27 protein-coding genes are annotated in these 25,992 nt (G+C 71.0%); 16 read left to right on the top strand and 11 right to left on the bottom strand.

Features of this window, described 5'->3' with window-relative positions; genetic code table 11:
• Positions 1–10 precede the first annotated feature (10 nt).
• Positions 11–1,210, bottom strand: coding sequence for a phosphoribosylamine--glycine ligase (gene purD, locus CBM981_RS12765; RefSeq protein WP_255376825.1), 1,200 nt, complete (start codon positions 1,208–1,210; stop codon positions 11–13).
• A gap of 259 nt (positions 1,211–1,469) precedes the next feature.
• On the opposite strand from purD, the gene CBM981_RS12760 reads away from it, so the two are divergent.
• The 9 genes from CBM981_RS12760 to CBM981_RS12720 all read left to right on the top strand — a co-directional run bounded on the left by CBM981_RS12760 (position 1,470) and on the right by CBM981_RS12720 (position 9,943).
• The gene (locus CBM981_RS12760) at positions 1,470–2,510 is read left to right on the top strand and encodes a hypothetical protein (protein ID WP_157665455.1); all 1,041 of its coding nucleotides are present in this window, start codon (positions 1,470–1,472) and stop codon (positions 2,508–2,510) included.
• Entirely contained in the window at positions 2,507–3,274 is a 768-nt protein-coding gene (gene purC, locus CBM981_RS12755) for a phosphoribosylaminoimidazolesuccinocarboxamide synthase (protein WP_087068714.1), read from the top strand. Before CBM981_RS12760 ends, purC begins: the two co-directional genes overlap by 4 nt.
• 44 nt (positions 3,275–3,318) lie before the next feature.
• Complete coding sequence (locus CBM981_RS12750) at positions 3,319–5,553, top strand: outer membrane protein assembly factor (protein WP_087068713.1); 2,235 nt, start codon at positions 3,319–3,321, stop codon at positions 5,551–5,553.
• Positions 5,553–6,416: a UDP-3-O-acyl-N-acetylglucosamine deacetylase gene (gene lpxC / locus CBM981_RS12745; protein ID WP_087068712.1), complete on the top strand. Its 864-nt coding sequence runs from the start codon at positions 5,553–5,555 to the stop codon at positions 6,414–6,416. The genes CBM981_RS12750 and lpxC overlap by 1 nt, the downstream gene beginning before the upstream one ends.
• Before the next feature lie 107 nt (positions 6,417–6,523).
• The gene (fabZ, locus tag CBM981_RS12740) at positions 6,524–6,952 is read left to right on the top strand and encodes a 3-hydroxyacyl-ACP dehydratase FabZ (protein ID WP_087068711.1); all 429 of its coding nucleotides are present in this window, start codon (positions 6,524–6,526) and stop codon (positions 6,950–6,952) included.
• Positions 6,952–7,758 (top strand): acyl-ACP--UDP-N-acetylglucosamine O-acyltransferase, encoded by an 807-nt coding sequence (gene lpxA / locus CBM981_RS12735; protein ID WP_087068710.1) that lies wholly within the window; start codon positions 6,952–6,954, stop codon positions 7,756–7,758. The genes fabZ and lpxA overlap by 1 nt, the downstream gene beginning before the upstream one ends.
• A complete protein-coding gene (gene lpxB / locus CBM981_RS12730) occupies positions 7,758–8,948 on the top strand; it encodes a lipid-A-disaccharide synthase (protein ID WP_087068709.1) in 1,191 nt (396 codons plus the stop codon). Before lpxA ends, lpxB begins: the two co-directional genes overlap by 1 nt.
• Entirely contained in the window at positions 8,945–9,598 is a 654-nt protein-coding gene (gene msrA / locus CBM981_RS12725) for a peptide-methionine (S)-S-oxide reductase MsrA (protein WP_087068708.1), read from the top strand. The genes lpxB and msrA overlap by 4 nt, the downstream gene beginning before the upstream one ends.
• Positions 9,599–9,733: 135 nt before the next feature.
• Positions 9,734–9,943 (top strand): hypothetical protein, encoded by a 210-nt coding sequence (locus tag CBM981_RS12720; RefSeq protein WP_087068707.1) that lies wholly within the window; start codon positions 9,734–9,736, stop codon positions 9,941–9,943.
• A gap of 68 nt (positions 9,944–10,011) precedes the next feature.
• On the opposite strand, the gene CBM981_RS12715 is transcribed toward CBM981_RS12720, so the two are convergent.
• The 5 genes from CBM981_RS12715 to CBM981_RS12695 all read right to left on the bottom strand — a co-directional run bounded on the left by CBM981_RS12715 (position 10,012) and on the right by CBM981_RS12695 (position 13,885).
• Positions 10,012–10,266 (bottom strand): hypothetical protein, encoded by a 255-nt coding sequence (locus CBM981_RS12715; RefSeq protein WP_087068706.1) that lies wholly within the window; start codon positions 10,264–10,266, stop codon positions 10,012–10,014.
• A gap of 30 nt (positions 10,267–10,296) precedes the next feature.
• Complete coding sequence (locus tag CBM981_RS12710; protein ID WP_369801700.1) at positions 10,297–11,784, bottom strand: leucyl aminopeptidase; 1,488 nt, start codon at positions 11,782–11,784, stop codon at positions 10,297–10,299.
• Between the two features lie 82 nt (positions 11,785–11,866).
• Positions 11,867–12,451: a GIY-YIG nuclease family protein gene (locus CBM981_RS12705; RefSeq protein ID WP_172820894.1), complete on the bottom strand. Its 585-nt coding sequence runs from the start codon at positions 12,449–12,451 to the stop codon at positions 11,867–11,869.
• Between the two features lie 3 nt (positions 12,452–12,454).
• The gene (locus tag CBM981_RS12700) at positions 12,455–13,138 is read right to left on the bottom strand and encodes a hypothetical protein (RefSeq protein WP_087068704.1); all 684 of its coding nucleotides are present in this window, start codon (positions 13,136–13,138) and stop codon (positions 12,455–12,457) included.
• 33 nt (positions 13,139–13,171) lie between these two features.
• Positions 13,172–13,885, bottom strand: coding sequence for a response regulator transcription factor (locus tag CBM981_RS12695; RefSeq protein ID WP_087068703.1), 714 nt, complete (start codon positions 13,883–13,885; stop codon positions 13,172–13,174).
• A gap of 189 nt (positions 13,886–14,074) precedes the next feature.
• On the opposite strand from CBM981_RS12695, the gene CBM981_RS12690 reads away from it, so the two are divergent.
• From CBM981_RS12690 to CBM981_RS12675, 4 genes are all read left to right on the top strand, one after another.
• Complete coding sequence (locus CBM981_RS12690) at positions 14,075–14,398, top strand: DUF1825 family protein (RefSeq protein WP_087068702.1); 324 nt, start codon at positions 14,075–14,077, stop codon at positions 14,396–14,398.
• 51 nt (positions 14,399–14,449) lie between these two features.
• Complete coding sequence (gene tyrS / locus CBM981_RS12685; RefSeq protein WP_087068701.1) at positions 14,450–15,736, top strand: tyrosine--tRNA ligase; 1,287 nt, start codon at positions 14,450–14,452, stop codon at positions 15,734–15,736.
• A gap of 66 nt (positions 15,737–15,802) precedes the next feature.
• Complete coding sequence (gene pyrF, locus CBM981_RS12680; protein ID WP_225867390.1) at positions 15,803–16,525, top strand: orotidine-5'-phosphate decarboxylase; 723 nt, start codon at positions 15,803–15,805, stop codon at positions 16,523–16,525.
• Between the two features lie 14 nt (positions 16,526–16,539).
• Positions 16,540–17,922 carry a 1-acyl-sn-glycerol-3-phosphate acyltransferase gene (locus tag CBM981_RS12675; protein ID WP_087068700.1) on the top strand — a complete coding sequence of 461 codons (1,383 nt, stop codon included), beginning with the start codon at positions 16,540–16,542 and terminating at the stop codon, positions 17,920–17,922.
• Between the two features lie 5 nt (positions 17,923–17,927).
• Here the strand turns inward: CBM981_RS12675 and CBM981_RS12670 are convergent, their stop codons facing one another.
• Genes CBM981_RS12670 through hpf form a run of 5 tightly spaced genes read right to left on the bottom strand, consistent with a single transcriptional unit; the run spans position 17,928 to position 22,676 of the window.
• On the bottom strand, positions 17,928–19,205 hold the full coding sequence (locus CBM981_RS12670) for a glycosyltransferase family 4 protein (protein ID WP_087068699.1): 1,278 nt from the start codon (positions 19,203–19,205) through the stop codon (positions 17,928–17,930).
• Positions 19,206–19,230: 25 nt separating this feature from the next.
• A complete protein-coding gene (locus tag CBM981_RS12665; protein ID WP_369801625.1) occupies positions 19,231–20,589 on the bottom strand; it encodes an MFS transporter in 1,359 nt (452 codons plus the stop codon).
• Positions 20,590–20,615: 26 nt separating this feature from the next.
• Entirely contained in the window at positions 20,616–21,410 is a 795-nt protein-coding gene (gene recO, locus CBM981_RS12660) for a DNA repair protein RecO (RefSeq protein ID WP_087068697.1), read from the bottom strand.
• A gap of 7 nt (positions 21,411–21,417) precedes the next feature.
• Entirely contained in the window at positions 21,418–22,092 is a 675-nt protein-coding gene (deoC, locus tag CBM981_RS12655; protein WP_087068696.1) for a deoxyribose-phosphate aldolase, read from the bottom strand.
• Entirely contained in the window at positions 22,089–22,676 is a 588-nt protein-coding gene (hpf, locus tag CBM981_RS12650; protein WP_087068695.1) for a ribosome hibernation-promoting factor, HPF/YfiA family, read from the bottom strand. Before hpf ends, deoC begins: the two co-directional genes overlap by 4 nt.
• A 54-nt stretch (positions 22,677–22,730) precedes the next feature.
• Here hpf and lipB point away from each other — a divergent pair, with 54 nt between their 5' ends.
• The 3 genes from lipB (at position 22,731) to CBM981_RS12635 (ending at position 25,980) form a co-directional block, all read left to right on the top strand.
• Positions 22,731–23,411 (top strand): lipoyl(octanoyl) transferase LipB, encoded by a 681-nt coding sequence (gene lipB, locus CBM981_RS12645; RefSeq protein WP_087068694.1) that lies wholly within the window; start codon positions 22,731–22,733, stop codon positions 23,409–23,411.
• Between the two features lie 46 nt (positions 23,412–23,457).
• Entirely contained in the window at positions 23,458–25,455 is a 1,998-nt protein-coding gene (locus CBM981_RS12640) for an AMP-binding protein (protein WP_087068693.1), read from the top strand.
• A gap of 81 nt (positions 25,456–25,536) precedes the next feature.
• Positions 25,537–25,980: a YlqD family protein gene (locus tag CBM981_RS12635; protein WP_087068692.1), complete on the top strand. Its 444-nt coding sequence runs from the start codon at positions 25,537–25,539 to the stop codon at positions 25,978–25,980.
• The last annotated feature ends 12 nt before the right edge of the window (positions 25,981–25,992 follow it).

The following is a 25,992-nucleotide window of genomic DNA, read 5'->3' as shown; positions in this document are numbered from 1 at the left end:
CCATCGGCATTCATCGCGTTCGCACCTGGTGGCCGATGTCTCGCCGGTAGGTCATGCCGCGGAACCGCACCTGCTCCAATCCGGTATAGACCCGATCGAAGGCCGCATCGAAATCCTCGGCCTGGGCCACCACCGCCAGCACGCGGCCGCCGCTGCTGACGCAGCTGCCGTCCGCCTCGCGCCGGGTGCCGGCGTGGAACATCTGCAGATCCGGGCCAGGGGGCTGCACCCCCTGCAGAAGGTCGCCCTGACGGATCGTGCCGGGATAGCCCTCCGCGGCGAGGATCACACAGGCGCTGCAGCCCCGGCGGATGCTGAGCGCAGGAGCGGCGTCGAGCCGGCCCTGGGCACAGGCGAACAGCACGGCCGCCAGCTCCGGCCCGAGCAGCGGCATGAGGGTCTCGCACTCCGGGTCGCCGAAGCGGCAGTTGAACTCGATCACGCTCGGGCCGGAGTCCGTCAGCATCAGCCCGGCGTAGAGCACGCCGCGGTAATCGATGCCACGCGCCTGGAGGGCGTGCAGGGTGGGTTCCAGCACCTCGCGCCGCACCCGCTCCAGGCCGTCCTGGTCGAGCAGGGGTGCGGGTGCGTAGGCCCCCATCCCCCCCGTGTTCGGACCGGTGTCCCCCTCGCCGATCCGCTTGTGGTCCTGGGCCGGGGGCAGGAGCACCAGGCGCTGGCCATCGGTGAGGGCGAACACCGACACCTCAGGCCCGTGGGTGCGCTCCTCCAGCACCAGGGAGGCGCCGCTGCCGAAGCGGCCCGCGAAGATCTCCTCGATGGCATCGCGGGCCTCCGCCAGGGTCTCCGCCACGGTGACCCCCTTGCCGGCGGCCAGCCCGTCGGCCTTCACCACCAGCGGCCGGCCCTGCTCCTCGAGGATGGCGAGGGCCTGGCTGCGGCTGTCGGCCGGCCAGAAGCCCGCCGTCGGCACCCCGGCCTGCCGCATCAGGGCCTTGGCCCACTGTTTGCTGGCCTCCAGGCGGGCTCCATCGGCCCCCGGCCCGAACACCGCCACGCCGGCCTGGCGCAGCCGGTCCGCGAGCCCGGCGGCCAGAGGTCCCTCCGGACCCACCACCACCAGATCGATGGCCAGCTCGCGGCACACCTCCACCAGGGCATCCGCATCGCTGTCGCCCACCCCGAGCTGCCGGCAGCCGGGCAGCTCGGCGGTGCCACCGTTACCGGGGCTCACCCACACCTGCTCCACACCGGTGCTGCGGGCCAGGGCCCAGCCCAGGGCATTTTCCCTGCCCCCGAGCCCACCACGAGGATGTGGCGGGCTTGGGGTGAGACCTCTGGCTCCATCGGGACACGAAGGGTGGAAGGGGACGAGGGGGTGCGGCTGGGCCTGGGGCTGAAGTTGCGCGTCGCTTGAGCTTGGCGTTGAGCTTGAACCAAGATGATGCCGGCAGATGGTCGCCTCAGGCGATCGACCCTGCAGCGGCACGCCTCGCCAATCCTCCCCCATGTCAGCCCCGTCCATGCGGGCCCTCGCCTCGAACCCGGCGCGGGCAGCCGATGCCCTGCTGGCACCGCTGGCTGCCCTCGTGGCGGGCACGCTCGCCGTTGCGGCGGCCTGGGCGCTGGCGCTCGCCGCGCCGGCCCGCAGCCAGGAGGGGATGGGCGGCCCAGCCCAGACGGCCCCGATCCCCTCCCAGGAACCTCTGGAGACCGTGGTGCGGCGTTGCCGCGCGGCGCGGGCCTCCCGGGACATGGGGGAACTGCGGCGCCTGCAGGATGGGCTGATCAGCCAGCGCCGGGGCGAGCCCGACCTGGCCGCCGTGCTCGCCACGGCGGAGGCCCTGCTGGTGTGTGAGGCCCCGGATGATGCCCTGGCGGTGCTGGCGCGCCACAGCCCGGCCCCGGGCCCGGATCGCCAGGCCTGGCTCCTGCTGCAGTGGCGGGCGGCCGATGCCGGACAGGACCACGAACGGGCCGCCAGAGCCCTGCGCTGGATGGCGGCGGGCGACCTTGCCCGCCTGGAGTCCATCCGGCTGACGCGGCAGCCTGCCGTGGAGGGCGGCCCGGCCGTCACCCTGCCGGCCCTCGACCAGCTGGCCGACCATCTCACGAGCCTGGGCCGCAACGAGCAGGCCGCCGCGGTGCTGCTGGCCGCCTCCACGCCCGGGGCGCCGCAGGCCCGCCGCTGGGCCCGGGCGGTGGCGCTGGCCGATGGCCTGGATGCCCCCACCCGGGAGGCGCTGCTGGAGCGGGCGCTCGATCAGGCTGCCGCCAGTGGCGCCTGGGGCCTGGTGGCCGCCCTGCTGGATCAGCAGCTGGCTTTCGTGGAGAGCGGTGCGGGCTCCAGCCTGTCTCCCGCGGCGGCGCAGGCCCTGCGGCGCCGGCTGCGGCTCAGCGGTCGGATCGATGATGCCTACGGTGAGTGGCTGCTGCAGCGCCGCTTCGCCGTGGATCCTGCGCGGGCCGCTGAGCTCGAGAGCCAGCTCCGCTCGCCCCGTGACCCCGGTGGCCACGCCGCCCCTCCTGACCCCAGCACCCAGCCATGAGCGCCTACGCCCTCGGTCCCCTCCTGCATGAAGGCAAGGCCAAGCGGGTTCATGCCACCGACCGGCCCGATCTGGTGGCTGTGGAATACAAGGACGACGCCACGGCCTTCAATGCGCTCAAGAAGGCCCAGCTGGCCGGCAAGGGCTGGCTCAACTGCCAGATCTCCGCGCTGCTGTTCGAGCAGCTGGCCAGCCGGGGCATCCCCACCCACTACCGGGGACTGGGGCAAGGCGAGCACGCCGGGCACTGGATGCTGGTGCGGCCGGTGCGGATCATTCCCATCGAGGTGGTGATCCGCAATCGCGCGGCGGGATCCCTGTGCCGGCAGATGCCGATCAGCGCCGGGACCCCCCTCGACCCACCCCTGCTGGATCTCTATTACAAGGACGATGGCCTGGGGGATCCCCTGCTCACCGAGGCGAGGCTGGCGTACCTGGGCCTGCTGGATGGGGAGCAGCGCACGGCGGTGGAGCGGCTGGCCCGTGCCGTGAATGCGGCTCTGCAGGACATCTTCGAACGGGTGGGCCTGATCCTGGTGGATTTCAAGATCGAACTCGGCTACACGGAGGATCAGCAGTTGGTGGTGGCGGATGAAATCAGTCCGGACACGTGCCGTCTCTGGGATCGTGGCGTGCAGGATGCCAGCGAGAGGATTCTGGACAAGGATCGCTTCCGTCAGGATCTCGGCGGTGTTGTGGAGGCCTATGGGCAGGTTCTCAAACGGCTCCAAGGGGTGTGTCCCGAACCCTTGATCTACCGGTAAGGTCAGCCCACATTGGCGGGCCATCCGCCCCATTCGTCACAGGCATGGTGGGTTCGCTCGGCTTGAAGGGTGTATGGCCGCTGCTGGGCGTTGCTCTCCTGGCCGGCACGCCCGCGTTGGCTCAGGAGTCGCCCGCCCCCGACCCCAGCACGGAGTCGGCGCCCGCCGATCCCGCCGCCGACGCCCCGGCGGAGCAGCCCGCCGCCTCCGATGCGCCTGAGCCAGGGTCTGGCACGACGGGCCCCTCCCCGGGCAGGGCGCCGGCCAGCGAGACGTTCTCCTCTCCCGCGGAGTCCGCGGCGCCGGAGGAGCCCCGGGTGCAGATCGCCGAGATCGTGATCGAGGGCCTGGACGGCCATCCCGAGCGGGAGCGGCTCGAGCTGGCGGCCTACGGCGCCATGGCGGTCACCCCCGGCACGAAGGTGACCCGCAGCGAACTGCAGACCGATCTGTCGGCCATCTATGCCACCGGATGGTTCTCCGACGTGCGGATCCAGCCCGTGGATGGTCCGCTCGGGGTGCGGCTGATCGTGGCCGTGGTTCCCAATCCGGTGCTCCGGCAGGTGAGCCTGGAGCCGGCCGATCTCCAGGTGCCGGAGCAGGTGGTCACCGACACCTTCGCCGCCGATTACGAGAAGACGCTCAACCTCAACACCCTGCAGTCGCGCATGCAGGAGCTGCAGAAGTGGTACGCGGACCAGGGCTACTCCCTGGCCCGCGTCACCGGCCCGAGCCGGGTGAGTCCCGACGGCACCGTGGAACTGCTGGTGCGGGAGGGCATCGTCGAGGGCGTCGAGGTGCAGTTCCTCGACAAGGAAGGATCCGCCACCAACGACAAGGGGGAGCCGATCCGTGGCAAGAGCAAGCCGTGGGTGATCACCAGGGAGATCTCCATGAAGACCGGTGATGTCTTCAACCGGCGCCAGCTGGAAGAGGACATCCGCCGCCTGTACGGCACCGGTCTCTTCGGCGATGTCAAGGTCACCCTGAGGCCCGTGCCGGCCGAACCGGGCAAGGTGGTGATCGTGCTCGGCATGGTGGAGCAGTCCACCGGTTCGGTCTCCGGTGGCGTGGGCTACAGCCAGAACCAGGGGGTGTTCGGCCAGATCCAGCTGCAGGAGAGCAACCTGCTGGGCCGGGCCTGGAACCTGGGCACCAATTTCTCCTACGGCCAGTTCGGTGGCCTCGGGGATGTCACCTTCACGGATCCATGGATCAAGGGGGATCGGTTCCGGACCTCCTTCCGAACCCGCATCTTCTTCAGCCGGGAGGTGCCTCAGATCTTCCAGAGTGAGAACACCGACACCACATTCAACGGCAAAGATTTCGATGGGGCCGACTTCGATGTGGTCACCAACAGCCCGGTGAACACGTCGGGGCCTTTTGCTGAGGTGCGCACCAACTTCGACACGGTGGCCATCCAGCGCATCGGCGCCAACGTCCAGTTCGTGCGTCCGCTCAATGGAGGGAACCCCTACAAGAGAGCACCGTGGAATCTCATTCTGGCGTTTGGTGGCCAGGAGGTGACACCGATGAACTTCTCGGGCACCAAGTATTCCCAGGCTGTGGTGGGCGTGGACAATGACGACCGGCAGCCCGTCAGAGTGCCCAGCGACAACGTGATCTGCCTCGCCTTCAACTGCGCCTCGGAAAACCAGTTGCTCAGCTTCCGGGTGGGGGCCACCTACAGCAGCCTGGATGACCCCCGCAACCCCACCCGCGGCAACTTCTTCAGCATCGGCACCGAGCAATTCCTCTCGGTGGGCAACGACTCCCCCACCTTCAACCGGGTGCGCACCACCTTCACCCATTTCATCCCGGTGGACTGGCTGAAGATCTACAAGGGCTGCCGTCCCAAGCCGGGGGAAACCCGGGACTGCAAGCAGGCCCTGGCCTTCCAGGTGTCCGGCGGTGCCCTGATCGGGGATGAGATTCCTCCCTACGAGGCCTTCTGTCTGGGCGGGGGCAACTCCGTGCGTGGCTATGCCGACTGTGATCTGGGCGTGGGCAAGGTCTTCGGGGAGTTCACGGCCGAATACCGCTTCCCCCTGTTCAGCATCGTGAGCGGCTCGGTGTTCTTCGACGCCGGCACCACCTTCGGCACCCAGGGCGACATCCCCGGCAACCCCGGCGGTCTGCTGGGCAAGAAGGGGGAGGGGTTCTCCCCCGGCATCGGCCTGATCGTCACCACGCCGGTCGGTCCCCTGCGGCTGGAGGTGGCCACCGAGGACTTCACCGACAACTGGCGCTTCAATCTCGGTGTGGGCTGGAAGTTCTAGTGGGGCCCTGGCCAGCTGACTATTCCCAGGCCTGGACTCTGGCCTCGGCTGTCGACCGCTCCGGTGTGGGCCTCCACAGCGGGCAAGCGGGGCGGGTGCGGCTGGAGCCCTCTGCCCAGCCCGGCTACTGGCTCGGCTGGCTGGACCAACCCTCCCTTCCCCTGGTGCGCCTCACCCCCGCGGGCGTGCACAGCACCACCCTCTGCACGGCGTTGCAGCTGGGCGATCGCCGGGTCTCCACGGTGGAGCACCTGTTGGCGGCCCTGGCGGGTACGGGGGTGAGTCAGGCGGTTGTGCTGGTGGAGGGCGAGGAGATTCCCCTGCTCGATGGTTCCGCCCTGCCCTGGGTGGAGGCCATCGCCGAGGCCGGACTCGCGGCCCTGGGGGCACCGGCCCCTGCGCCAGCACCGCAGACCCCGCTGACGCTCCACCAGGGCGGGGGCTTCGTCACGGCCCTGCCCGCCAGCGGGCTGCGTCTGGGGGCCGCGATCGAGTTCAGCGATGCGGCGATCGGCCGGCAGATGCTGTCGCTGGAGCTCACCCCGGCCACCTTCGTGGCGGAAATCGCCCCGGCCCGCACCTTCGGCCTTCGCTCCCAGGTGGAACAGCTGCGGGCTGCCGGTCTGATCCGGGGCGGCGGCCTCGACAACGCCCTGGTCTGCGACGGTGACCACTGGCTGAATCCCCCCCTGCGGTTTGCCGATGAACCGGTGCGCCATAAAATCCTGGACCTGTTGGGCGACCTGGCGCTGGTCGGTCTGCCAAGGGCCCAGGTGTTTGCCTTCCGCGGCTCCCATGGTCTTCACACCGCCCTGGCTGCCGCCCTGGCGGAGCTGCCCTGCTCGTCGTCCCTCCCTGCCTGACCGTCTTGCCTCCCATCGCACCCTCCGGCCCCGATTCCTCTGCTCTCCCCTCCGTTGCTTCAGGGGGAGGAGATCCAGCACCCGCATCACTTCCATCCTCAGCGTGCGTGCTGCAGGCGGAGCAGATCCAGGGCCTCCTCCCCCATCGCTACCCTTTTGCGTTGGTGGACCGGGTGATCGCCCATGAGCCCGGCAAGCGCGCTGTGGCGATCAAGAACGTGACCTTCAACGAGCCCCACTTCCAGGGGCACTTCCCCGGGCGCCCGCTCATGCCCGGGGTGTTGATCGTCGAGGCGATGGCCCAGGTGGGCGGATTGATTGTCACCCAGATGCCCGATCTGCCCAAGGGGCTCTTCGTGTTCGCCGGCATCGATGGCGTGCGCTTCCGCCGGCCCGTGGTGCCGGGCGACCAGCTGCGCATCAGCTGCGAGCTGATCAGCCTCAAGCGCAAGCGATTCGGCAAGGTGGCGGCCGAAGCCCTGGTGGATGGCGAACTGGCCTGCTCGGGGGAACTGATGTTCTCGCTGGTGGACTGATGGCCACCACCGTCCATGCCACTGCGGTGGTCGATCCGCGGGCTGAGCTGGCCGCCGGCGTCCAGGTGGGGCCCTATGCCGTGGTGGGCCCCGAGGTGACGCTCGGGGAGGGCTGCCGGATCGGCCCCCATGTGGTGCTGGATGGCCGGGTGCGGATGGGGCGCGGCAACCGGATCTTTCCGGGCGCCTGCATCGGCCTCGAGCCCCAGGACCTCAAGTACACCGGCGATCCCACCGAAGTGGTGATCGGCAACGACAACACCATCCGCGAGTGCGTCACCATCAACCGCGCCACCACCGGCCGCCAGCAGACCAGGATCGGCGATGGCAATCTGCTGATGGCCTACAGCCATCTGGGCCACAACTGCCACCTGGGAGATCGGATCGTGATCGCCAACGGCGTGGCCGTGGCCGGCCATGTGGTGATCGGTGATCGGGCCGTGATCGGCGGCGTGCTGGGCATCCACCAGTTCGTGCAGATCGGCACCCTGGCGATGGTGGGCGGCATGAGCCGGATCGAGCGGGATGTGCCACCGTTCACCCTGGTGGAGGGCCATCCCTCCCGGGTGCGCGCCCTCAACACGATCGGCCTGCGGCGCAGCGGCCTCACCGAACGCGATGGGGGCCGCCAGTACGCCGACCTCAAGCAGGCCTGGACGGTGCTCTACCGCCAGCGCCGCACCCTGGCGCAGGCCCTGGCCCAGCTGCGCTCCGCTCCCCTCACGGAGGCGGCCGAGACGCTGGTGGCCTTCCTGGAGGCCTCGCTCGAGCCCTCGCGGCGGGGCCCGATTCCAGGAGCGCGCTGATGCTCCGGTTGCTGGTCAGCACCGGTGAGGTGTCCGGCGACCTGCAGGGGGCCCTGCTGGTGCAGGCCCTGCATGAGGAGGCCCGCCGGCGGGGGCTGGAGCTGCAGGTGGTGGCCCTCGGGGGTGAGCGGATGGAACGGGCCGGCGCCGAATTGCTGGCCAACACCACCCGGATGGGGGCGATCGGTCTGCTGGAGGCCATCCCGTTCGTGCTGCCCACCCTGCTGCTGCAGCGCCGCCTGAAACGGTGGTTCCAGGTGGCACCGCCCGATGGGGTCGTGCTGATCGACTACATGGGCCCCAACGTGAATCTGGGCCTGCGGCTCAAGCGCAGGTTCCCCCGCGTGCCTGTCACCTATTACATCGCGCCCCAGGAGTGGGCCTTCAAGTTCGGCTCCGAAGGGCGCACCAATCTGATCCGCTTCTCGAACCAGATCCTGGCCATCTTCCAGGAGGAAGCCCGCTTCTACGGTTCCCGGGGGGCCAACGTGATCTATGTGGGCCATCCCCTGGTGGACACGGTAGAGCATCTGCCTCAGCGTCAGCAGGCCCGCGCCGAGCTGGGCCTTGCCCAGGAGGCGCCGGTGCTGCTGCTGATGCCGGCATCCAGGCGGCAGGAGCTGCGCTACATGCTGCCCCACATCGTGGCGGCTGCCGCTGCCCTGCAGCGGGCCCAGCCCGACCTGCAGGTGGTGGTGCCGGCCGGCCTCTCCGGTTTTGAAACCCATCTCAGCCGCCAGCTGAGCCAGGCTGGTGTGAAGGCGCTGGTGATCCCCGCCGCCGAGGCGGATCGGCTGAAGCCGGCCCTGTGCGCCGCAGCCGACCTCGCCCTGGCCAAGTCCGGCACCGTGAACCTGGAGCTGGCGCTGCGGGGGGTGCCCCAGGTGGTGGTGTACCGCGTCAGCGGGCTGACGGCGTTCGTGGCCCGCCATCTCCTCCGGTTCAGCGTGCCCCACATCTCGCCGGTGAATCTGGTGCTGGGAGAGCGGCTGGTGCCGGAACTGCTGCAGGCTGACCTCACCGCCGAGGCGATCGTGCGGGAGGCGCTGCCGCTGCTCGAGCCGGGCAGTGCGGCCCAGACGGCCATGCTCATGGGCTATGCCCGCCTGCGGGAGGCCTTGGGCGAACCCGGCGTGACCCGGCGGGCCGCCGCTGCGATCCTCAACCAGGTGCTGGAGCCCGTTCCATGAAGCGACCCCTGACGCTGCTCCTCCAGCGCTGCTGGCCCTGGCTGCTCTGTCTGGCCCTGCTGCTGGGCGTGGTGTTCACCCCACGGCCGGCCCTGGCGCTTGCCGAGCAGGAGGCTGTGTTCGCCGGCGGCTGCTTCTGGTGCCTGGAGCACGATCTCGAGACGCTGCCGGGGGTGGTCGATGTGGAGAGCGGCTACAGCGGCGGCCACCTGGACCATCCGCGCTATGAGCAGGTTTCGGCCGGTGGCACGGGCCACCAGGAGGCGGTGAAGGTGCGCTTCGATCCTGCACGCATGCCCTACACCACCCTGCTGCGGGCCTACTGGCGCAACGTGGATCCCCTCGATGGCAGCGGCCAGTTCTGCGACCGGGGCTCGTCCTATCGGCCGGTGATCTTCCCGCAGGGTCAGGAGCAGCAGCGCCAGGCGCAGGAGAGCCTGGAGGCTGCGGCCCTGGCCCTGCAACGACCGCTCCAGGCGCTGCAGGTGGCGATCCAGCCGCTCGATCGGTTCTGGCCAGCCGAGGACCACCATCAGAACTACGCGGAGCGCAATCCCGTCAGCTACGCCTACTACCGCTGGGCCTGCGGCCGCGATCGTCGCCTGGATCAGGTGTGGGGCCCGCAGGCCCGCAGCTCGGCCCCCTGGTGAGCCTGGAAATCGAAGGACATTCCGCACGTCGCTTGGCTGGGCTCCAGCACGCACCACCGGCGGCGGACAAGCGGGTAGCTTCCCAGACCAACGGATCCGCCTTACCGTGAGACCCGCAGCCGAGCAGAACCCTGTATGTATCTGCTGACCATTCGCGAAGGCCTGCAGACTCGCCACATCGGTCCTTACGAGAGTCCGAAGCAGGCTGCCGACGACCTCGACCGCCTGTTGCCCCTCTGCAGTGAGCGGGCCCGCTGGCAGATCCATGCCCTGGAGCCGCCCCAGATGCTGCGCGGCGGGCAGGTGCACCCCGCCGTGGCCGCCCCGGGACCGATCGCGGCCTGAGCGCGGCTGCCGGGTAGGTGTGGGCAGGGCAATTGCTCTGGCCCGGCTTCAGGTGCTCTGGCCCGGCTTCAGGGTTGGCGCGGATAGCCCCTGAGCAGGCCGCTTTCCACCATCAGCCCCACGCCCGCATTGATCAGGATCAGGCCCAGGGTGCCGTACCAGAACCACGGTCCGGGGTCGGTCATGCCCTCCACCCGGCTGGTGGCCGCCAGCACCTGGATGCCCCGGCGGATCACCGCCTCGCCGAACAGGCAGAGGCCGGCGGGGAGCAGAAGCACCCCGAGCTGGGCCTTCACATACCAGCGAATCTTCTTCACGGCCATGCGGGGCAGCCTCCGGACAGGGATCCAAACCTAGGTGGCACCCAGCGGAGCTCCGTGGCACACCCAGGCCACCAGGGTGCGCACGCCGAAGCCGGTGGCACCGGACGGGTCCAGGCTGCGGCCCTTCTCCGTCCACACGGTTCCGGCAATGTCGAGGTGGGCCCACGGCAGGTCTCCGCTCACGAAGTCCTGCAGGAAGAGGGCAGCGGTGATCGATCCACCCGGGCGGGGGCCGGTGTTCTTGAGGTCGGCCACACCGCTCTTGAGCCCCTTCTTGTAGGAGGGCCGCAGCGGCATCCGCCACAGGCTCTCGCCGCTGGCCTCCCCCGCCTCCAGCAGGGCCGCCGCAAGGCCGTCATGGTTGCTCCAGAGGCCGGCCATCTCCTCGCCCAGGGCGATCACGCAGGCTCCGGTGAGGGTGGCCAGATCCACGATCGCGTCAGGCTCCAGTCGGCTGGCATAGACGAGGGCATCGGCCAGGGTGAGGCGACCCTCGGCGTCGGTGTTGTTGATCTCGATCGTTCTGCCGTTGGAGGCGGTGAGGATGTCCCCGGGATGGACGGCGCCACCGCTGATCATGTTCTCGCAGCTGGCCACGATCACGTGGACTTCCACGTCGGCAGGCTTCAGCTGCGCGATCGCCCGGGCCGCCCCCAGCACCGCGGCGCTGCCTCCCATGTCGTACTTCATCATCTCGATCTGGGAGCCGGCGGTCTTGAGGTTGTACCCGCCGGAATCGAAGGTGAGACCCTTGCCCACCAGCACCACCCGGCGGCTGGCGCCCGCCTCCGGGCGGTAGGTGAGGTGGATGAACTTGGGGGGCAGATCGGAGCCCTGCGCCACCCCCAGGTAGGCCCCCATGCCGAGGGCTTCGCAGTCCGCCCGCTCCAGCACCTGCAGGCTGAGGCCATGCTCTCTGGCGATGGCCGCGGCCGTGTCGGCCAGGTGCTGGGGTGTGGCCACATTGGGGGGAGCCGCCACCAGCTGGCGGGCCAGTTCCACCCCGGCACAGGTGGCGTCCATGGTCGCCAGTCCGGCGTCGGCGTCGGCCGGCAGTCCGATCAGGGCCACCCGTTCGGGCTGCCGGCCGGGCTTGGGCTCGCTCTTGAAGCGCTGGTCCTCGTAGAGGCTCAGACGCACGGCCTGGGCGATGGCCCGAGCGGCCTCAGCCGGGGTGAGGGGCCCTGGCGGGATGGCCAGCCCCACGCTGGTGGCCCGGTTGTCGGCGGCGGCGCGGGCGGCGGCGGCGGCCGCCTCCTGCAGGTTGATCAGGCCGTAGGCGGCTTCATCCCCCAGCCCCACCAGGATCAAGGTGGTGGGCGTCTCGCCGGGCCGGTGGACCGTGAGGCACTCCCCGGGCTTGGCCTTGAAGTGGCGCTGCTGCATCCAGGTGTCCAGATCCGCGCCCAGCAGCGCGCTCAGGGCGGGGGGGGCAGGGATGGAGGGCCCGGCCGCGGCGAACAGTCCCACCACCAGGGTGTCCAGGGGCTCCCCTTGCGGGGCGGAACCCCCACCCATCGCCGCCAGCAGGCTGCTCAGCGGGTCAGGGATGCAGCGAAACTCCATGGATCGGCCGTGGGGACGTCGATCGTAGCCAGCGTCAGGGGTTGGCCCCTGCGGTGAACGGGGTGGCCCAGCGGCTGCGGGTTTCCTTGTTGAACGGCGGTTGCCAGTGCCGGATCAGGGCCTGCTCCAGGGCCCGGCGGGGGCGGATCGCGCCGGGCACATCGAGGTCGAACCGGATGCTGAGGCAGCTGCTGAGTCCGGCCTTGGTGAGGGCTTCGCCGTAGGCCGCCAGATAGCTCTTGCAGTCGTGATCGCCCTTCCAGCGCCGGCCGGCCTGACCCGTCTCTCCCACGTAGAGCAGCAGCGGGCCCGGAAGATCCGGGGAGGTGTCGGTCACGAAGTAGAGGGCGGCGCCACGCTGGGGCGGTTCCGGCCAGCGCCAGAACTGCAGCGACTGGGGTTGCAACCGCATCGGGTCGGGCAAGGCTGGGGCGGACTCAGCCCCGAACAGCGAGGGCTGGGCGACGGCTGGCGCCGCCTCGTCCAGCAGCCCCGCCTGGAACGCCGCGATCTGCAGCCGCCAGGTCTGCAGCTGGTGCTGCTGCAGGGGGAGCGCCGCCCCGGGGGGGCCTCCCGCCACCATGGCCGACGCGGGGAACAGATCGCCCTGGCGCGCCATCGCTCAGCGCCGCCGCCCGGGGGGCAGCACGGGGCCGACCGGCCCGGGACTGAACCGAACCCGGCCGATCCACCCCTCCACCAGGGCCGATGGCAGTTGCAGGCGCTGCTGCAGCTCCGCCAGATCGCGGAATGGGCGGCGGGCCCGCTCGCGCTGCAGGAGCAGCCGCTGTCCGGGGCTCAGACCCAGGGCCTCGAGGGCATTGGCGGAGGCCCGGTTCACATCGGTCGGGGCGGCGCGCGCCGGCGTGGGGGAATCGCCGTACCAGCGGAACTCCAGCACCGGCAGCCAGGCGGCGATGCGTTCGGCCGGCCAGTCGAGGGCCAGGTGCAGGTCGTCCGGACCGCTCAGCTGAACCCCTCCGGCCTGCAGGCGCAGCAGCAGATCCACCTGCTCGGCCCGGATGCCGGGGAGACGCCTCCAGTCGGCCGCGCTGGCCCGGTTCACATCGAGGCGCCAGCCCAGGGCCGCCGCATGGCGGACTTCGGCGGCATCGAGGAGCTGGCGCTGGGGGTTCTGGCGCAACTTGATCGCCAGCAGCTCCCGCTCCACGGCCGCGCGCTCCTCAGCGTCCCGGTCCGGGGTTGGGGGCGTGCCGCCAGGGGCGGGCGGCGGGCTGGGGGGAATCTGCCCTGTGGCCACGAGCAGGTGCCGCGCCAGGGGGTCCAGCCAGTGGCGTGGGGCCATGGGTGGAAGCGCTCTGGGGTCGTGGGGCCGAACCTAGCGGCAGCTTCCGGGGTCGGGCCAGTGGATCAGCCCCCAGCACACCCCCAGGACGGCTGCGTGGGCCCGGTCCTTCGCCGGCAGCTTGCGCAGCACGTTCTGCAGATGGGTCTTCACCGTGTCCACGCTCAGGTAGAGGTCGCGGCCGATCTCCACGTTGCTGCAGCCTCGGGCCACCCGCGCCAGCACCTCCAGCTCCCGAGCTGTCAGGGGCTCCAGCGGCTGCTGCTCCCGGGGCAGGCCACGCACCACCGAGCGCAGGGTGTGATCGATGTAGACCCCGCCGCAGCACACGGCCTGCACGGCGGCCAGCCCCGAGCCCTGGCCGAAGCGTGGCTCGGCCACCAGACCCTCACAGCCTGCGGCGATGGCCTCCTGGAGTCGATGCCAGCGCTGTTCGCGGCTGACCAGCAGCACCACCGCCAGCTCCGGTCGTCGCGCTTTCAGGGTCACCAGCAGGTCGATGCCGTTGCCCTGCTCCAGCACGTCGCACACCACGAGCAGATCCGGCGCGAGACGTTCCACCAGCTCCAGGCCTTCGCTGGCCGTGGTGGCGGCCCCCACCACAGAGTCGCGGGCCAGGGAGCCGGCCAGGAACACACCCAGGCTCACCCGGTTGCCGTGGCAGAGCACCAGCCGGCGGTTCTGCAGCAGCGTGGCGGTCTGGCGACCTCGCTCCCGGAGGGCCTCAAGCAGGGGGGTGTAGTTCACGGTGGTGAAGGTGCTGACCTGGCGATGCGGTCAGGGCCGGTTCCCCCATCGTGGCCGGGATCGCCGGCATTGACAGCCGCCCCCGGAGCCGGGGCAGGGCTGGCCTCGATTACGCCAATCCGCACTCCCCACAGCCGTGTGCTCCCGCTCACAATTGAAGCCGTGCAGTCTTGTTCTGGTCGCCAGCTGATGGCCTTCTTCGATTCCGAGATCGTGCAGGACGAAGCCAAGCGGCTGTTCCTGGACTACCAGCAGCTGATGCAGCTCGGCGGCGACTACGGCAAGTTCGACCGGGAGGGCAAGAAGCTCTACATCGAGCGCATGGAGGAAATGATGGACCGCTACCGCGTGTTCATGAAGCGCTTCGAACTCTCCGAAGACTTCCAGGCCAAACTCACCGTGGAACAGCTGCGCACCCAGCTCGGCCAGTTCGGGCTCACTCCCGAAACCATGTTCGCCCAGATGGAGCAGACCCTCCAGCGCATGAGGGGGCAACTGGAGGCCCAGCCCTGAGGGGAGCGCGCCCTCCCCTGCCTACGATCCGCCGCTGAGCGGGGCAGGCCGATGGCAGAGAGCAGATGGAATCTTCCGGCCTGGCTGGACCGGGGCATCGCCGACCTGTTCCCCGCCGCCCCCGCTGCGGATCAGCAGCCGCCCGGTTCCGCCGGCCTTGCCGATGCGGCCCTGGCGGCCCGGCTGGAGGAGGCCGCCGGGGCGGGGCGCCCACTGCGGGTGAAGCTGGGCATCGATCCCACCGGGGCCGACATCCACCTGGGGCATTCCCTCCTGTTCCGCAAACTGCGGGCCTTCCAGGATGCCGGCCACACGGCGGTGCTGATCATCGGCGATTTCACGGCCCGCATCGGCGACCCCACCGGCAAGAGCACCACCCGGGTGCAGCTCAGCGCCGCCGAGGTGGAGGCCAACGCCGAAACCTATCTGCTGCAGCTGGGTTTTGGGCAGCCCAGGGAGCGGTCGCTGCTCGACTTCGAAACCCCCGGACGGCTGGAGGTGCGGCGCAACAGCGAATGGCTGGCCGGCCTGGCCCTGCCGGAGGTGATCGAGCTGCTGGGCACCTCCACGGTGGGGCAGATGCTGGCCAAGGACGACTTCTCGAAGCGCTACGGCTCCGGCACGCCGATCTCCCTGCATGAGTTCCTCTACCCGCTGCTGCAGGGCTACGACTCGGTGGCGATCCAGGCCGATGTGGAGCTGGGAGGCACCGACCAGAAATTCAACGTGGCCATGGGCCGTGACCTGCAGCGCCATTTCGGCCAGCGGCCCCAGTTCGGGCTGCTGCTGCCGATCCTGCCGGGTCTCGATGGGGTGCAGAAGATGAGCAAGAGCCTCGGCAACACCGTGGGGCTGGCCGAGGATCCGCTCTCGATGTACTCCAAGCTCGAGAAGGTGCCCGACGCGCTGGTGGACACCTACCTGACGCTGCTGACCGACCTCGCTCTCGACGCCCTGCCCACGCACCCGCGCGAGCGTCAGAAGGTGATGGCCCACGACATCACCCGCCAGCGCCATGGCCGGAGCGCGGCGGACCAGGCCCAGCGGGATGCAGCGGCGCTGGTGGCTGGCGCCGTGGGTGGCGATGCGGCTGCGGCGGAGGTGCCCGAGGCCTCCCTGGCCGGGGTGAACTTCCCGGCCCGGGCCTTCTACCTGCTCAGTGCCCTGGGCCTCTGTGCCAGCAGCAGCGAAGCCCGTCGCCAGATCCAGGGCGGCGGGGTGCGGCTGGATGGCGTGAAGCTGGCCGATCCGAATCAGACCTTCGCCGGCGCTCCCGAACTGGAGGGCAAGGTGCTTCAACTGGGGAAGAAGACGTTCCGTCGTCTGGTGCAGGGCTGACGCTTCGGTGCAGGGCTGACGCCTGGGTGCAGGGCTGACGCCTAGGGTGCGCTTCCACCTGTGCCGGTGCCGGGGGCCGTGGAATCCGCCGATCGCATCATCCTGGCTCTCGACGGCATGGAGCCCGACCGGGTGGCTCCTCTGGTGGCCGCCCTCCCCGACCTGCGCTGGGTCAAGGTGGGCCTGGAGTTGTTCGTGAGCGCCGGCCCCTCCGTGGTGCGCGAGCTGCGCCAGGCCGGCCTGCAGGTGTTCCTCGACCTGAAATTCCACGACATCCCGGCCACGATGGCCGGGGCCTGCCGCCGAGCGGCCGCCCTCGGTGCCCAGCTGATCACGGTGCATGCAGCAGCCGGCCGTGAGGCCCTCTCCGCCGCCCAGGCCGCCGCCTGCCAGGGCGCGGCGGAGACCGGCCAGTGCCCCCCGTGTCTGCTGGCCGTGACGGTGCTCACCAGCTGGGATCCCTCCCGGTTCCGGCTGGAGTTGGCCGTTCAGGAGCCCCTGCAGCACTACGTGCCCCGCCTGGCGGCTCTGGCCACCGAAGCCGGGATCGGCGGTGCCGTCTGCTCACCGCTGGAGGTGGCTGCCCTGCGCCAGAGCCATCCCGAGCCCTTCGTGCTGGTGACGCCCGGCATCCGCCCCGCCGGGGCTGCCCCAGGGGACCAGCGCAGAACCATGACCCCCGGCCAGGCGGTGGCCGCCGGGGCGAGCCGGCTGGTGGTGGGCCGGCCGATCACGGCGGCCCCTGATCCCGCGGCGGCCTTCGCGGCCTGTTGCGCCGAGCTCGGCTGAGGAGGTTTCCGGCCATGCCGCGCCTGCGCCTGGCGGGGGCCCAGCCCCCGCTCACCTTCATCCCTCCGGCCCGGCGTGCCTGGGTGCGCTGGCTGGTGCGCCTTCTGCTGCCGCTGCTGCTGCGGGGCCAGGGCGTGGGGCGGGTGCAGGCCGATGGCGTCGCCGAGCTGGCCGGCTGTTTCCGAGCCCAGCAGCAGGGGCGGGTGAGGCTCTTTCTGGCCTTCCGTCACCCCAGCACCCGCGATCCCCTGGTGCTGGCCTGGCTGTTCTGGTGCGCGGTGCCGAGGCTGGCCCGGCGCCTGGGCCGGCCCCTGAGGCCGCCGGTGCACGCCCAGTTCCTCTACGACCGGGGCATCCCCCTGTGGGCCGGCGCCCTGGTGGGGTGGGTGCTCTGCAGCCTTGGGGGCGTTCCGATTCAGCGCGGCAAGCTGGACCGCCAGGCCCTGCGCATGGCCAGGGAGTTGGCGGTGGATGGCCCCTTCCCGTTGGCCATCGCGCCTGAAGGGGCCACCAATGGCCATGGTGAGTTGATCAGTCCTCTGGAGCCGGGCCTGGCCCAGCTGGCCTTCTGGGCCTGTGAGGATCTGGCGGCTGCCGGGCGGCCCGAGCGGGTGGTGATCGTGCCGATCGGGCTGCGTTACCCGTTGCTGCGGCCCAGCTGGCCGCGGATTGAGCGGTTGCTGGCCCCGCTGGAGCGGCGGCTGGGCCTGGCGCCGCCGCCGCCCGGACCTCCGCGGCCGCGCAAGGACAGGGAAACCGACCAGGAGGCCCTGGCCGAGCACCGCTACGGCCGGTTGCTGGCGGTGGCGGAGGTGATGCTGCGGGAGCTTGAGGGCTTCTACCGACAGGCTCATGGCCTCCACTTCACAGGCGGCGCTCCCTTTGCCGAGCGCATGGCCCAGCTGCGCGACCGGGTGCTGGAGCTGGCGGAATCCCGCTTCGCCCTGCGATCGCAGGGAACGCTGCAGGAGCGCTGCCGTCGCATCGAACAGGCCGGCTGGGAGCGCATCTACCGGGCTGACCTGGACGCCCTCTCTCCGGTGGGCCGGGGCCTGGCGGACTGGACAGCGGCCGAGGCCAGCCTCTGCCTGGACCACATGCGGCTGGTGGAGCCGTTCACCGCCATGAGTGGGCGGTACGTGGTGGACCGACCCACCCCTGACCGCTACGCCGAGCTGCTGCTGATCCTGTGGCGGGCGGTGGCCTGGATCGAGGGCCGTCCCCAGCTCCGTCCTCCCTCGCTCGGTCCCACGCAGGCCGTGCTGCAGGTGGGCCCCGCCATCGATGTCACCGACCGCCATGGGGCTTACCGCCAGGATCGCCGTGCCGCGGTGGACTCCCTCACCGGCGCGGTCCGTACCGCCCTGCAGGACATCCTGGAACGGGGCCTGCGCTAGGGGCCTCACGCCGCCAGGGTGCGGCTGCCCACCAGCTCGGCATAGAGCTCCTCCAGGGCCTTGAGGTTGTTCTCCAGGGTGTAGCGCTCCAGAGCCCGCTCCCGGGCCCGACGGCCCAGCTCGGCGGTGAGCACCGGCTGGTCATGCAGAACCGGCAGCAGCGTGCGCAGCTGGGTGGTCACCCCCTGGGTGCTGATCACGATGCCGGCACCCCCTTCGAGCACCTCACCGTCGGCACCGGCATCGGTGGCCACGCAGGCGGTGCCGCTGGCCATCGCCTCCAGCAGGGCCAGGGACAGGCCCTCCACCAGGGAGGGCAGCAGAAACACCTCCGCCAGCTGCTGCAGGGCCACCCGTGTCGCCAGGTCGGGCTCATAGCCCCACCAGACCACGTCCCCCTCCTCGCCGTTGCCCTGGAGGGAAGAGCGCAGCGGGCCATCGCCCACGATCACCAGCACGCAGCCGGCCGGCCGCACCAGGCGCCAGGCCCTGAGGAGGGCTTCCACGTTCTTCTCCGTGGCGATCCGCCCCATGTAGAGAAACACCCGCCGCCCGCGGAACCGCTGCTGCAGGGCGGCCAGTTCGGCCGAGGGCGGCCCGGCGGCCGGCCGCCAGGTGGCCGTGTCCACGCCGTTGGGGATCACGGCGAGGCGGTCGGCCTGAACGCCCAGCCGCAGCAGCACGTCGGCCTGCAGCTCGGAGAACACGATCACGCGGTCGAAGCGGGCCAGCGAGGGGGCGTAGAGCTGGTAGGTGAGCTGCTGGGTGCCGGCCGTGAGGTTGCGCAGGCCTGCGTCGAAAGCGGGATGGAACGTGGCCACCAGCGGCAGCTTCAGCTGCTGGCAGAGATCCGGCAGGCGGAAATCGAGCGGGGAGAGCGTGAGGCTGGCGTGCACCAGATCCGGGCGCAGGCGCTCCAGCGATTCGCGCAACTCCCGCTGGGCCCCTGGGGAGGGGATGGTGTACACCTGCGACTTCACCAGGTAGGGCAGCGCCACCTCCCGATCGGCCAGGTCGAGCCCTGGCCCGTCCGTGGCGCCCCGCCACCGGGCAGCCCCGGCGGCGGGGCCGGGGCGTCCGCCCTGCCGCTTCCGTCGCGTGCGGTCGTCGCCTCCGCTGGCCGCCACCGCGATCGGCTGACGCCCCAGCTGGCCGGCGGGGGTGTCGAAATGGATGAAGCTGATGCGGTGGCCCCGCTCCTGCAGGGCATGCGTCGTGGTGAGGCCGTAGGTGACGTTGCCGCAGAAGGGAGATTTCTTGCCTAACCAGGCAATGTGAGCCACCCAGCCTCGTGCGACCGGTCTGACGCTAACAGCGCCGCCAGGGCCGCTCCGCCAGAGCCGCCAGCAGGGCGATCGAGGCCAGAACCCACAGCACCGGCAGCAGGCCCCAGCGGCTCACCACGGCACCCGCCAGCACCAGGGGGAGACTCAGGGCGATGTTGATCAGGTTGTTCTGCAGGCCGAACACCTTGCCGCGCATCGCTTCCGGGGTGTCTTCCTGGATGGTGGTCTGGGCCGGGATGGCCAGCATGGCGGCCCCCACCCCGAGCACCGCGCAGAGCAGCAGCGTGAAGGTGAGATTGCCGCGCAGCTGCCCCAGCAGCAGCAGGCTCCAGCCGATCGTGCCCAGCCCCGCTGCAGCCAGATGGCGCCGGTTGAGCTGCTGCCCCAGCTGCGCCACGGCCACGGCGCCGACGGCCAGGCCCAGTCCGCTCATGGCCAGAAGGGTGCCGAACCGGGTGGGACCCAGCCCCGCCACGGCTGAAGCCAGGCTGATCGCCAGCACATACAGGGCCGCCAGCAGGCTGTAGAGCAGCACCAGCTGCCCCATGGCGCTCGCCACCCTGGGGCGGTCGCGCAGCACCGCCAGCCCCTGCTGGATCTCTTCCCACACCGAAGTGCGGCTGGCCCGGCGGGGGGACTCCTGCCAGCGGATGCGCGAGATCGTGAGGGCCGCCAGGCCGTAGCAGGCGGGCAGCAGCAGGAACTCCCCGCCATCGATGCCGATCGCCGCCAGGGCGCTGCGCATCAGCCGCAGGATCGGATCCCCGAGGGCGAAACCCACGATGGTGGCGGCCATGCTGGTGGCCTGGTAGAGGGAATTGGCCGCCAGCAGATGCTGGGGTGGCACCAGCTTGGGAATGGCCGCCTGTTCCGCCGGCGCGAAGAACTGGGTGAGCACCGACTCCAGGAAGGTCATCAGCACGAGGCCCCAGTAGCCCACGCTCAGGCCCAGCCAGAGCGGGCTCTGCACCAGGCAGAGCGGCACGGCCAGCACCAGCGCGGCCCGCAGGCCGTTGGAGGCCACCATCACGGTGCGCTTGGGCCAGCGATCCGCCCAGACGCCCGCCAGGGTGCCGAGCACCATGGCGGGCACGGTGTTGGCCACGTAGATGCCGGTGGCCAGCAGGGTGATCATCTGGGCCCGGGTCTCGGGCAGATCCATGCGGATCGCCGAGGCGGCCTCCGCCAGCGCCGGGTTGGCGTCCGGCGTTCCCTGCACCCAGGTCTGGGCGATCAGGAACACCATCAGCACGATGTAGAACTTGTCCGCCAGCTGGGAGAAGATCTGCCCCAGCCAGAGCAGGCGGAAGTCCGGCAGGGCCAGAACGGCCTGGAGGCCGCTGGCCCCTGCGGGTGCGGAGCCCTGAGGACTGCCGGACAACCTGGACCTGCCACGGGAAGGGGTGCTCATGATGGCGCAGGGGCGGTCTGCAACCCCAGCCGCAGCAGCCGGAAGGCCCGCGGCCGCCGCTGCAGGTGCTCACCGCACCAGCACTCCACCAGCTCCAGCAGGTGGAGCCACACGGCCTGCGGGCCCATCAGGGCCCCGTCGCGCCGGCGGGGCAGGGCCGGCCGGGGCAGCCGTTGCAGCAGGGCCAGTTCCGAGGCGTTGAGCACCACCCGCGCTCCTGCCACGGCACCGAGCACGAAGCCTTCGCTGGGCACCAGGCTGCAGCGCCAGTCCCAGTCGCCCAGCGGAGGTTCGAGCCTCCGGCCCGAGCGGCTGCACTGCACGAGCGGCAGGGCATAGCCCCCCAGGGCAAGCAGGTGCACCGACCCCTGCACGGCCAGGGCCAGGGCCTCGAGGCTGTCGGAGCGCTCGCGCACCAGCTGCTCGAGCCTGCCGAGCTGCATCAGCATGGATCCCAGCATCCCCGGGGCCGGGGCTTCGCCGGGCACCAGCCCCAGGCAGAGTTCGGCGAGGGCCTGGGCGGCAGCCAGGGTCTCGAGCCGTTCGGCCAGCTGGCTGTAGTTGCGCACCACCCGCAGCTGGCGCACCCGCCGCAGCCCGGAGCGTCCCCCCACCTGGAGGCGCAGGTGGGCCAGGGGCACGGCCGCGGCGAGGCTACTGCGCGGCTTTCGGGCGCCTGGCACCGCCAGGCGGGTCAACCCTTCCCCCTCGCTCAGCAGGGTGAGCAGCCGGTCGCTCTCCCCGAGGGGCCTGCAGCTCAGCGCCAATCCTTCCAGCTGGGTCTCGGGCACGGGGGCGTCAGGTCCGCAGGGCCTGCATCAGGGCCACTCCCCGGCTGGTGCCGAGCCGGGTGGCCCCCGCCTCCACCAGCTCCAGGGCCTGCTCGAGGGTGGCGATGCCGCCGGAGGCCTTCACACCGGCCCGGCCCCGGGCCAGCTCCCGCAGGCGCACCACCTGGTCGGTGGTCACCGCCGGGCCGAAGCCGCTGCCGCTCTTGAGGAAGCGTGCCCCGGCATCGATGCAGATCTCCACCAGCAGGGCCAGCTGTTCAGGTTCCAGCCGTCCCGCCTCGAGGATCACCTTCACCGGTGGTCCCAGCTCGCAGATGGCGGCCAGCTCATCGAGCACTAACGAAGTCTTGCCGTCCACCAGGCCGCCGAAATCGGGAACCACATCCAGTTCGTCGGCTCCGGCGGCGGCGGCGGCCTCCGCCTCGGCCCGCTTCACGGCGCTGGGAACGGCACCGAAGGGAAACCCCACCACGGCGATCAGCCGTGGCGTGGTGCCTCGCCCCTGGGTCTCGACCGGCAGCCGCTGCCGCGCCTCCCCCACCCAGCGGGAGGCCACGCACACGCCGGCGAAGCCGTAGTGGCGGGCCTCATCACAACAGCGGTGGATGGCCTCGCTGCCCTGCAGGGGGTCCAGCAGGGCATGGTCGATCAGGGGCGCCAGGTCGGGGAGGTCGCGGGTCACGCATCCTTCGGTTGGATCACCCCGAATCCTCCATGGTTGCGGTGGTACACCACCTGGATCTGCCCGCTCTCGGCCTCCCGGAACACGTAGAAGTCGTGGTCGATCAGCTCGAGCTGGTGCACGGCCTCCTCCAGGCTCATCGGGGGCATGGCGAAGTACTTGCGCCGCACGCCCCGGCTGGGCAGCTCCGGTTCCTTGCCGTCGGTGAGGCTGCTGCCAGGCGGCGGCAGGCTGGCGGCACCGGCCTCCTCATCCCGTGCCGAGCGGTGCACGGGCCCCTGGTGCCGCGCGTGCACCCGTTCCTTGTAGCGGTTCAGCTGGCGGGTGAGCTTGCTCGCCACCAGATCGATGCTGGCGTAGAGGTTGTCGCTGTGCTCCTGGGCCCGGATCACCGTGCCGTTGGCGAACATGGTGACCTCGGCGATCTGCTGGGGCACCCGCGGGTTGCGGGCCACCGACAGGTGCACGTCAGCTTCCTTCACCATCCCCTCGAAGTGGTTGATGGCGCGGGTGAGTTTGGTTTCGGTGTACTCCCGGATGGCGGGAGTCACTTCCAGATTGCGGCCATGAATCAGCAGTTTCATCAGATGGCAGCTACCTCCGTTGCTGGCCTGGCCCAACGCTAGGAACGCCGGCCCGTGGACTCCCAGCTCGACGCAATCCTTTTCGAAGCGCAGCGGCCCGTGGCCTTCGAGCCCGCCTGGCAGGCCCAGCGCCAGCTGCAGCAGCGCCTGCTCGCCTGCCCGCAGGGTCCGGATGCCGTGCTGCTGCTGGAGCACCAGCCCTGCTACACCCTGGGCCGCGGCGCCTCCGAGGCCTTTCTCCGCTTTCCCGCGGAAGCTCCGCCCCTGCCGCTGCACCGCATCGACCGGGGCGGGGAGGTGACGCACCACGCGCCGGGCCAGCTGGTGCTGTACCCGGTGCTCAACCTGCAGCGCCATGGGGCGGATCTGCACCTCTACCTGCGGGCACTGGAACAGGTGGTGATCGATCTCCTGGCCCGGTTCGGTCTCCAGGGAGAGCGCCTCGAGGGGCTCACCGGCGTGTGGCTGCAGGGACGCAAGGTGGCGGCGATCGGCGTCGGCGCCCGCCGCTGGATCAGCCAGCACGGCCTCGCCCTCAACGTGGACGCCGACCTCACGGGCTTTCAGGCCGTGGTGCCCTGCGGCCTCGCCGACCGTCCCGTGGGCCGCCTGGCGGATGTCCTGCCTGGACTCAGGGCCGAGGAGTTGCGGCGACCCCTGCTGCAGGCCTTCGCCCGGCAGTTCCATCTCACGCTGCGGCCCCCCCTGGAGCACGAGCGGCTGGAAGGGTGGTAACCCTGGTGGCATTCTCCCCGTCCCTGTCGTGGCGTCTGACACCGCTGTGGCCGCTTCCGCTCCCAGGCGCCTGCCGGGCTCCGGCGGGGTGGCCGAAATCCGCTGGAGCGGCAGTGCCCGCGATCAGCAGGCCCTGGCCCTGCGCACCGACTGGCATGACCTCAGCGCCATCCATGGCCTCTGGGCTCCGCTGAGCCGGCTCTACGGCGACGCCCCGGCCCTGGAGGCTCCCCATGCCCCCACCCCCTCCACGCTGAGTTTCAATCAGCTGCACCGGGCCATCGAGCAGTGCGCGGCCGGCCTCGCTGCCCTGGGGGTCGGCCCCGGCACGGTGGTGGCCCTCTTCGCCGAGAACAGCCCCCGCTGGCTGCAGGTGGACCAGGGGGTGATGCGCTGCGGCGCCGCCGATGCCGTGCGGGGCAGTGCCGCGCCGGCGGAGGAGCTCCGCTACATCCTGGGCGACTCCGGGGCGATGGGGCTGGTGGTGGAGACCGCCGCCCTGCTGACGAAGCTCCAGCTCGATGGCGCCCAGCGTTCGGCCCTGGCGTTTGTGCTGGTGCTGGAGGGTGACCTCCCGTCAGCAGCTGCGCTCGAGGGCGCCGAGGGGTTGGTGCTGCTCCACTGGGAGGCGCTGATGGAGCGGGGGAAGGCGGCGCTGGCCGCGGGCCAGGCCGCTCCCGAGCCCCCGGCCGACCCCGGCCAGCTGGCCACGATCCTGTACACCTCGGGCACCACCGGCCAGCCCAAGGGGGTGCCGCTCACCCACGCCAACCTGCTGCACCAGCTGCGGCACCTCGGCGTGGCGGTGACCCCCCATCCCGGCGACCGGGTGGTGAGCGTGCTGCCGATCTGGCATTCCTACGAGCGCAGCGCCGAGTATTTCCTGCTGGCCTGCGGCTGTCACCAGAGCTACACCACCCTCAAGCACCTGCGGGCCGACCTGCAGCGGGTGCGGCCCCACTACCTGATCAGCGTGCCGCGGCTGTGGGAGGCGATCCTCTCCGGCTTCGAGGACGCTCTCGGCGGCCTGCCCCGTGCCCGCCAGCGGCTGCTGCGGGCTGCCCTGGCCAACAGCCGCGCCCAGGCGCTGGCCCGCCGGCGGGCCCGGGATCTCACCCTGACCCACGAGCCGCTCCCCACGCGGCTGCGGGCGGCGCTGGAGGCGGTGCTGCGCTGGCCCCTGCACCGCCTGGCCGAGGCCCTGCTCTGGCCGAAGGTGCGCAGCCAGCTGGTGGGCGGCCGCCTGCGCACGGCCATCAGTGGCGGCGGTGCCCTGGCCCTGCACGTGGATGCCTTCTTCGAGGCGATCGGCATCGAGCTGCTGGTGGGCTATGGCCTCACCGAGACCAGCCCGGTGCTCACTTGCCGCCGCCCCTGGGCCAACCGCCGCGGCAGCGCGGGCCAGCCCCTGCCCGGCACGGCGATCCGCATCGCCGATCCCGACACCCACCAGCCCCTGGCGAAGGGCCAGCGGGGCCTGGTGCTGGCCCGCGGCCCCCAGGTGATGGGCGGCTACTGGCGCAAGCCCGAGGCCAGCGCCAAGGTGATCGATGCCGAGGGCTGGTTCGACACCGGCGACCTCGGCCATCTGCTGCCGGACGGCACCCTGGTGCTCACCGGCCGGGCCAAGGACACGATCGTGCTCAGCAGTGGCGAGAACATCGAGCCGGGGCCCCTCGAGGATGCCCTGGTGGCCAGCCCTTTGATCGAGCAGGTGATGCTGGTGGGGCAGGACCGCAAGCAGCTCGGCGGCCTGCTGGTGGCCAGACCCGAGGCGCTGGAGGCCTTCGCCGCCGCGGCGGGCCTGGTCTGGGAGGCCTCCAGCCCGGCGGAACCGGCCCTGCTGCGGGCCCTGACCCGGGAGTGCAACCGGCTGCTGGCCGAACGGCCCGGATCGCGACCGGATGAGCGGCTGGGAGGGGTGGCCCTGGTGGAGCCCTTCAGCCTGGAGAACGGTCTGCTCACCCAGACCCTCAAGCAGCGCCGCGATCGCATCGCCAGCCGTGACGCCGCCGTGATCGACGCCCTCTACGGGGCGGGATGAGCGGTGCTGCCGGGGTGCGGGCAACCGCCGGTTGACCTGCGCCCGCGCGGCTGAGAGCCTGACCGTTGCATCCCTTCCCGCATGGCCAACGGCAGTCTGTCGATCAAGCGCTCCATCACCGTGCGGGCGGTGGTCACGCCCCGCTGGAAGGAGGACGCGGAGCGCGAGCTCAGCAACGCCCTGGCCGGCAGCGATGCCCAGCTGGCCCAGCTGGAGCAGGAGGGCCAGCAGCTGGTGGATGAGATCCGCCGCCAGAGCATCAACCCCCTCGATCCGCGGGTGCAGGACCAGGTGGCCTCGGTGCAGCAGCAGGTGGCCGCCAAGCGCGCCGAGCTCGAGGAGCAGAAGCGCCAGATCCTCGAGCAGCAGCGCCAGGTGCGCGAACTCGAGATGGAGCAGATCGTGGAGCAGGGGCAGCTGGAGAGTTTCTGCGAGGTGCAGGTGGGCGACAACCTGGTGGAGAAGCTCCAGGCCTCGGTGCTGGTGCGCGACGGGGTGATCGAGGCCATCGAAGGCGCCTCGTAAAATCCCCGCAAC

It is taken from the genome of Cyanobium sp. NIES-981 (assembly GCF_900088535.1).
Lineage (GTDB): Bacteria > Cyanobacteriota > Cyanobacteriia > PCC-6307 > Cyanobiaceae > NIES-981.
The sequence above is the reverse complement of the archived record's forward strand: the minus strand, read 5'-3'. Positions and strand labels throughout refer to the sequence as shown.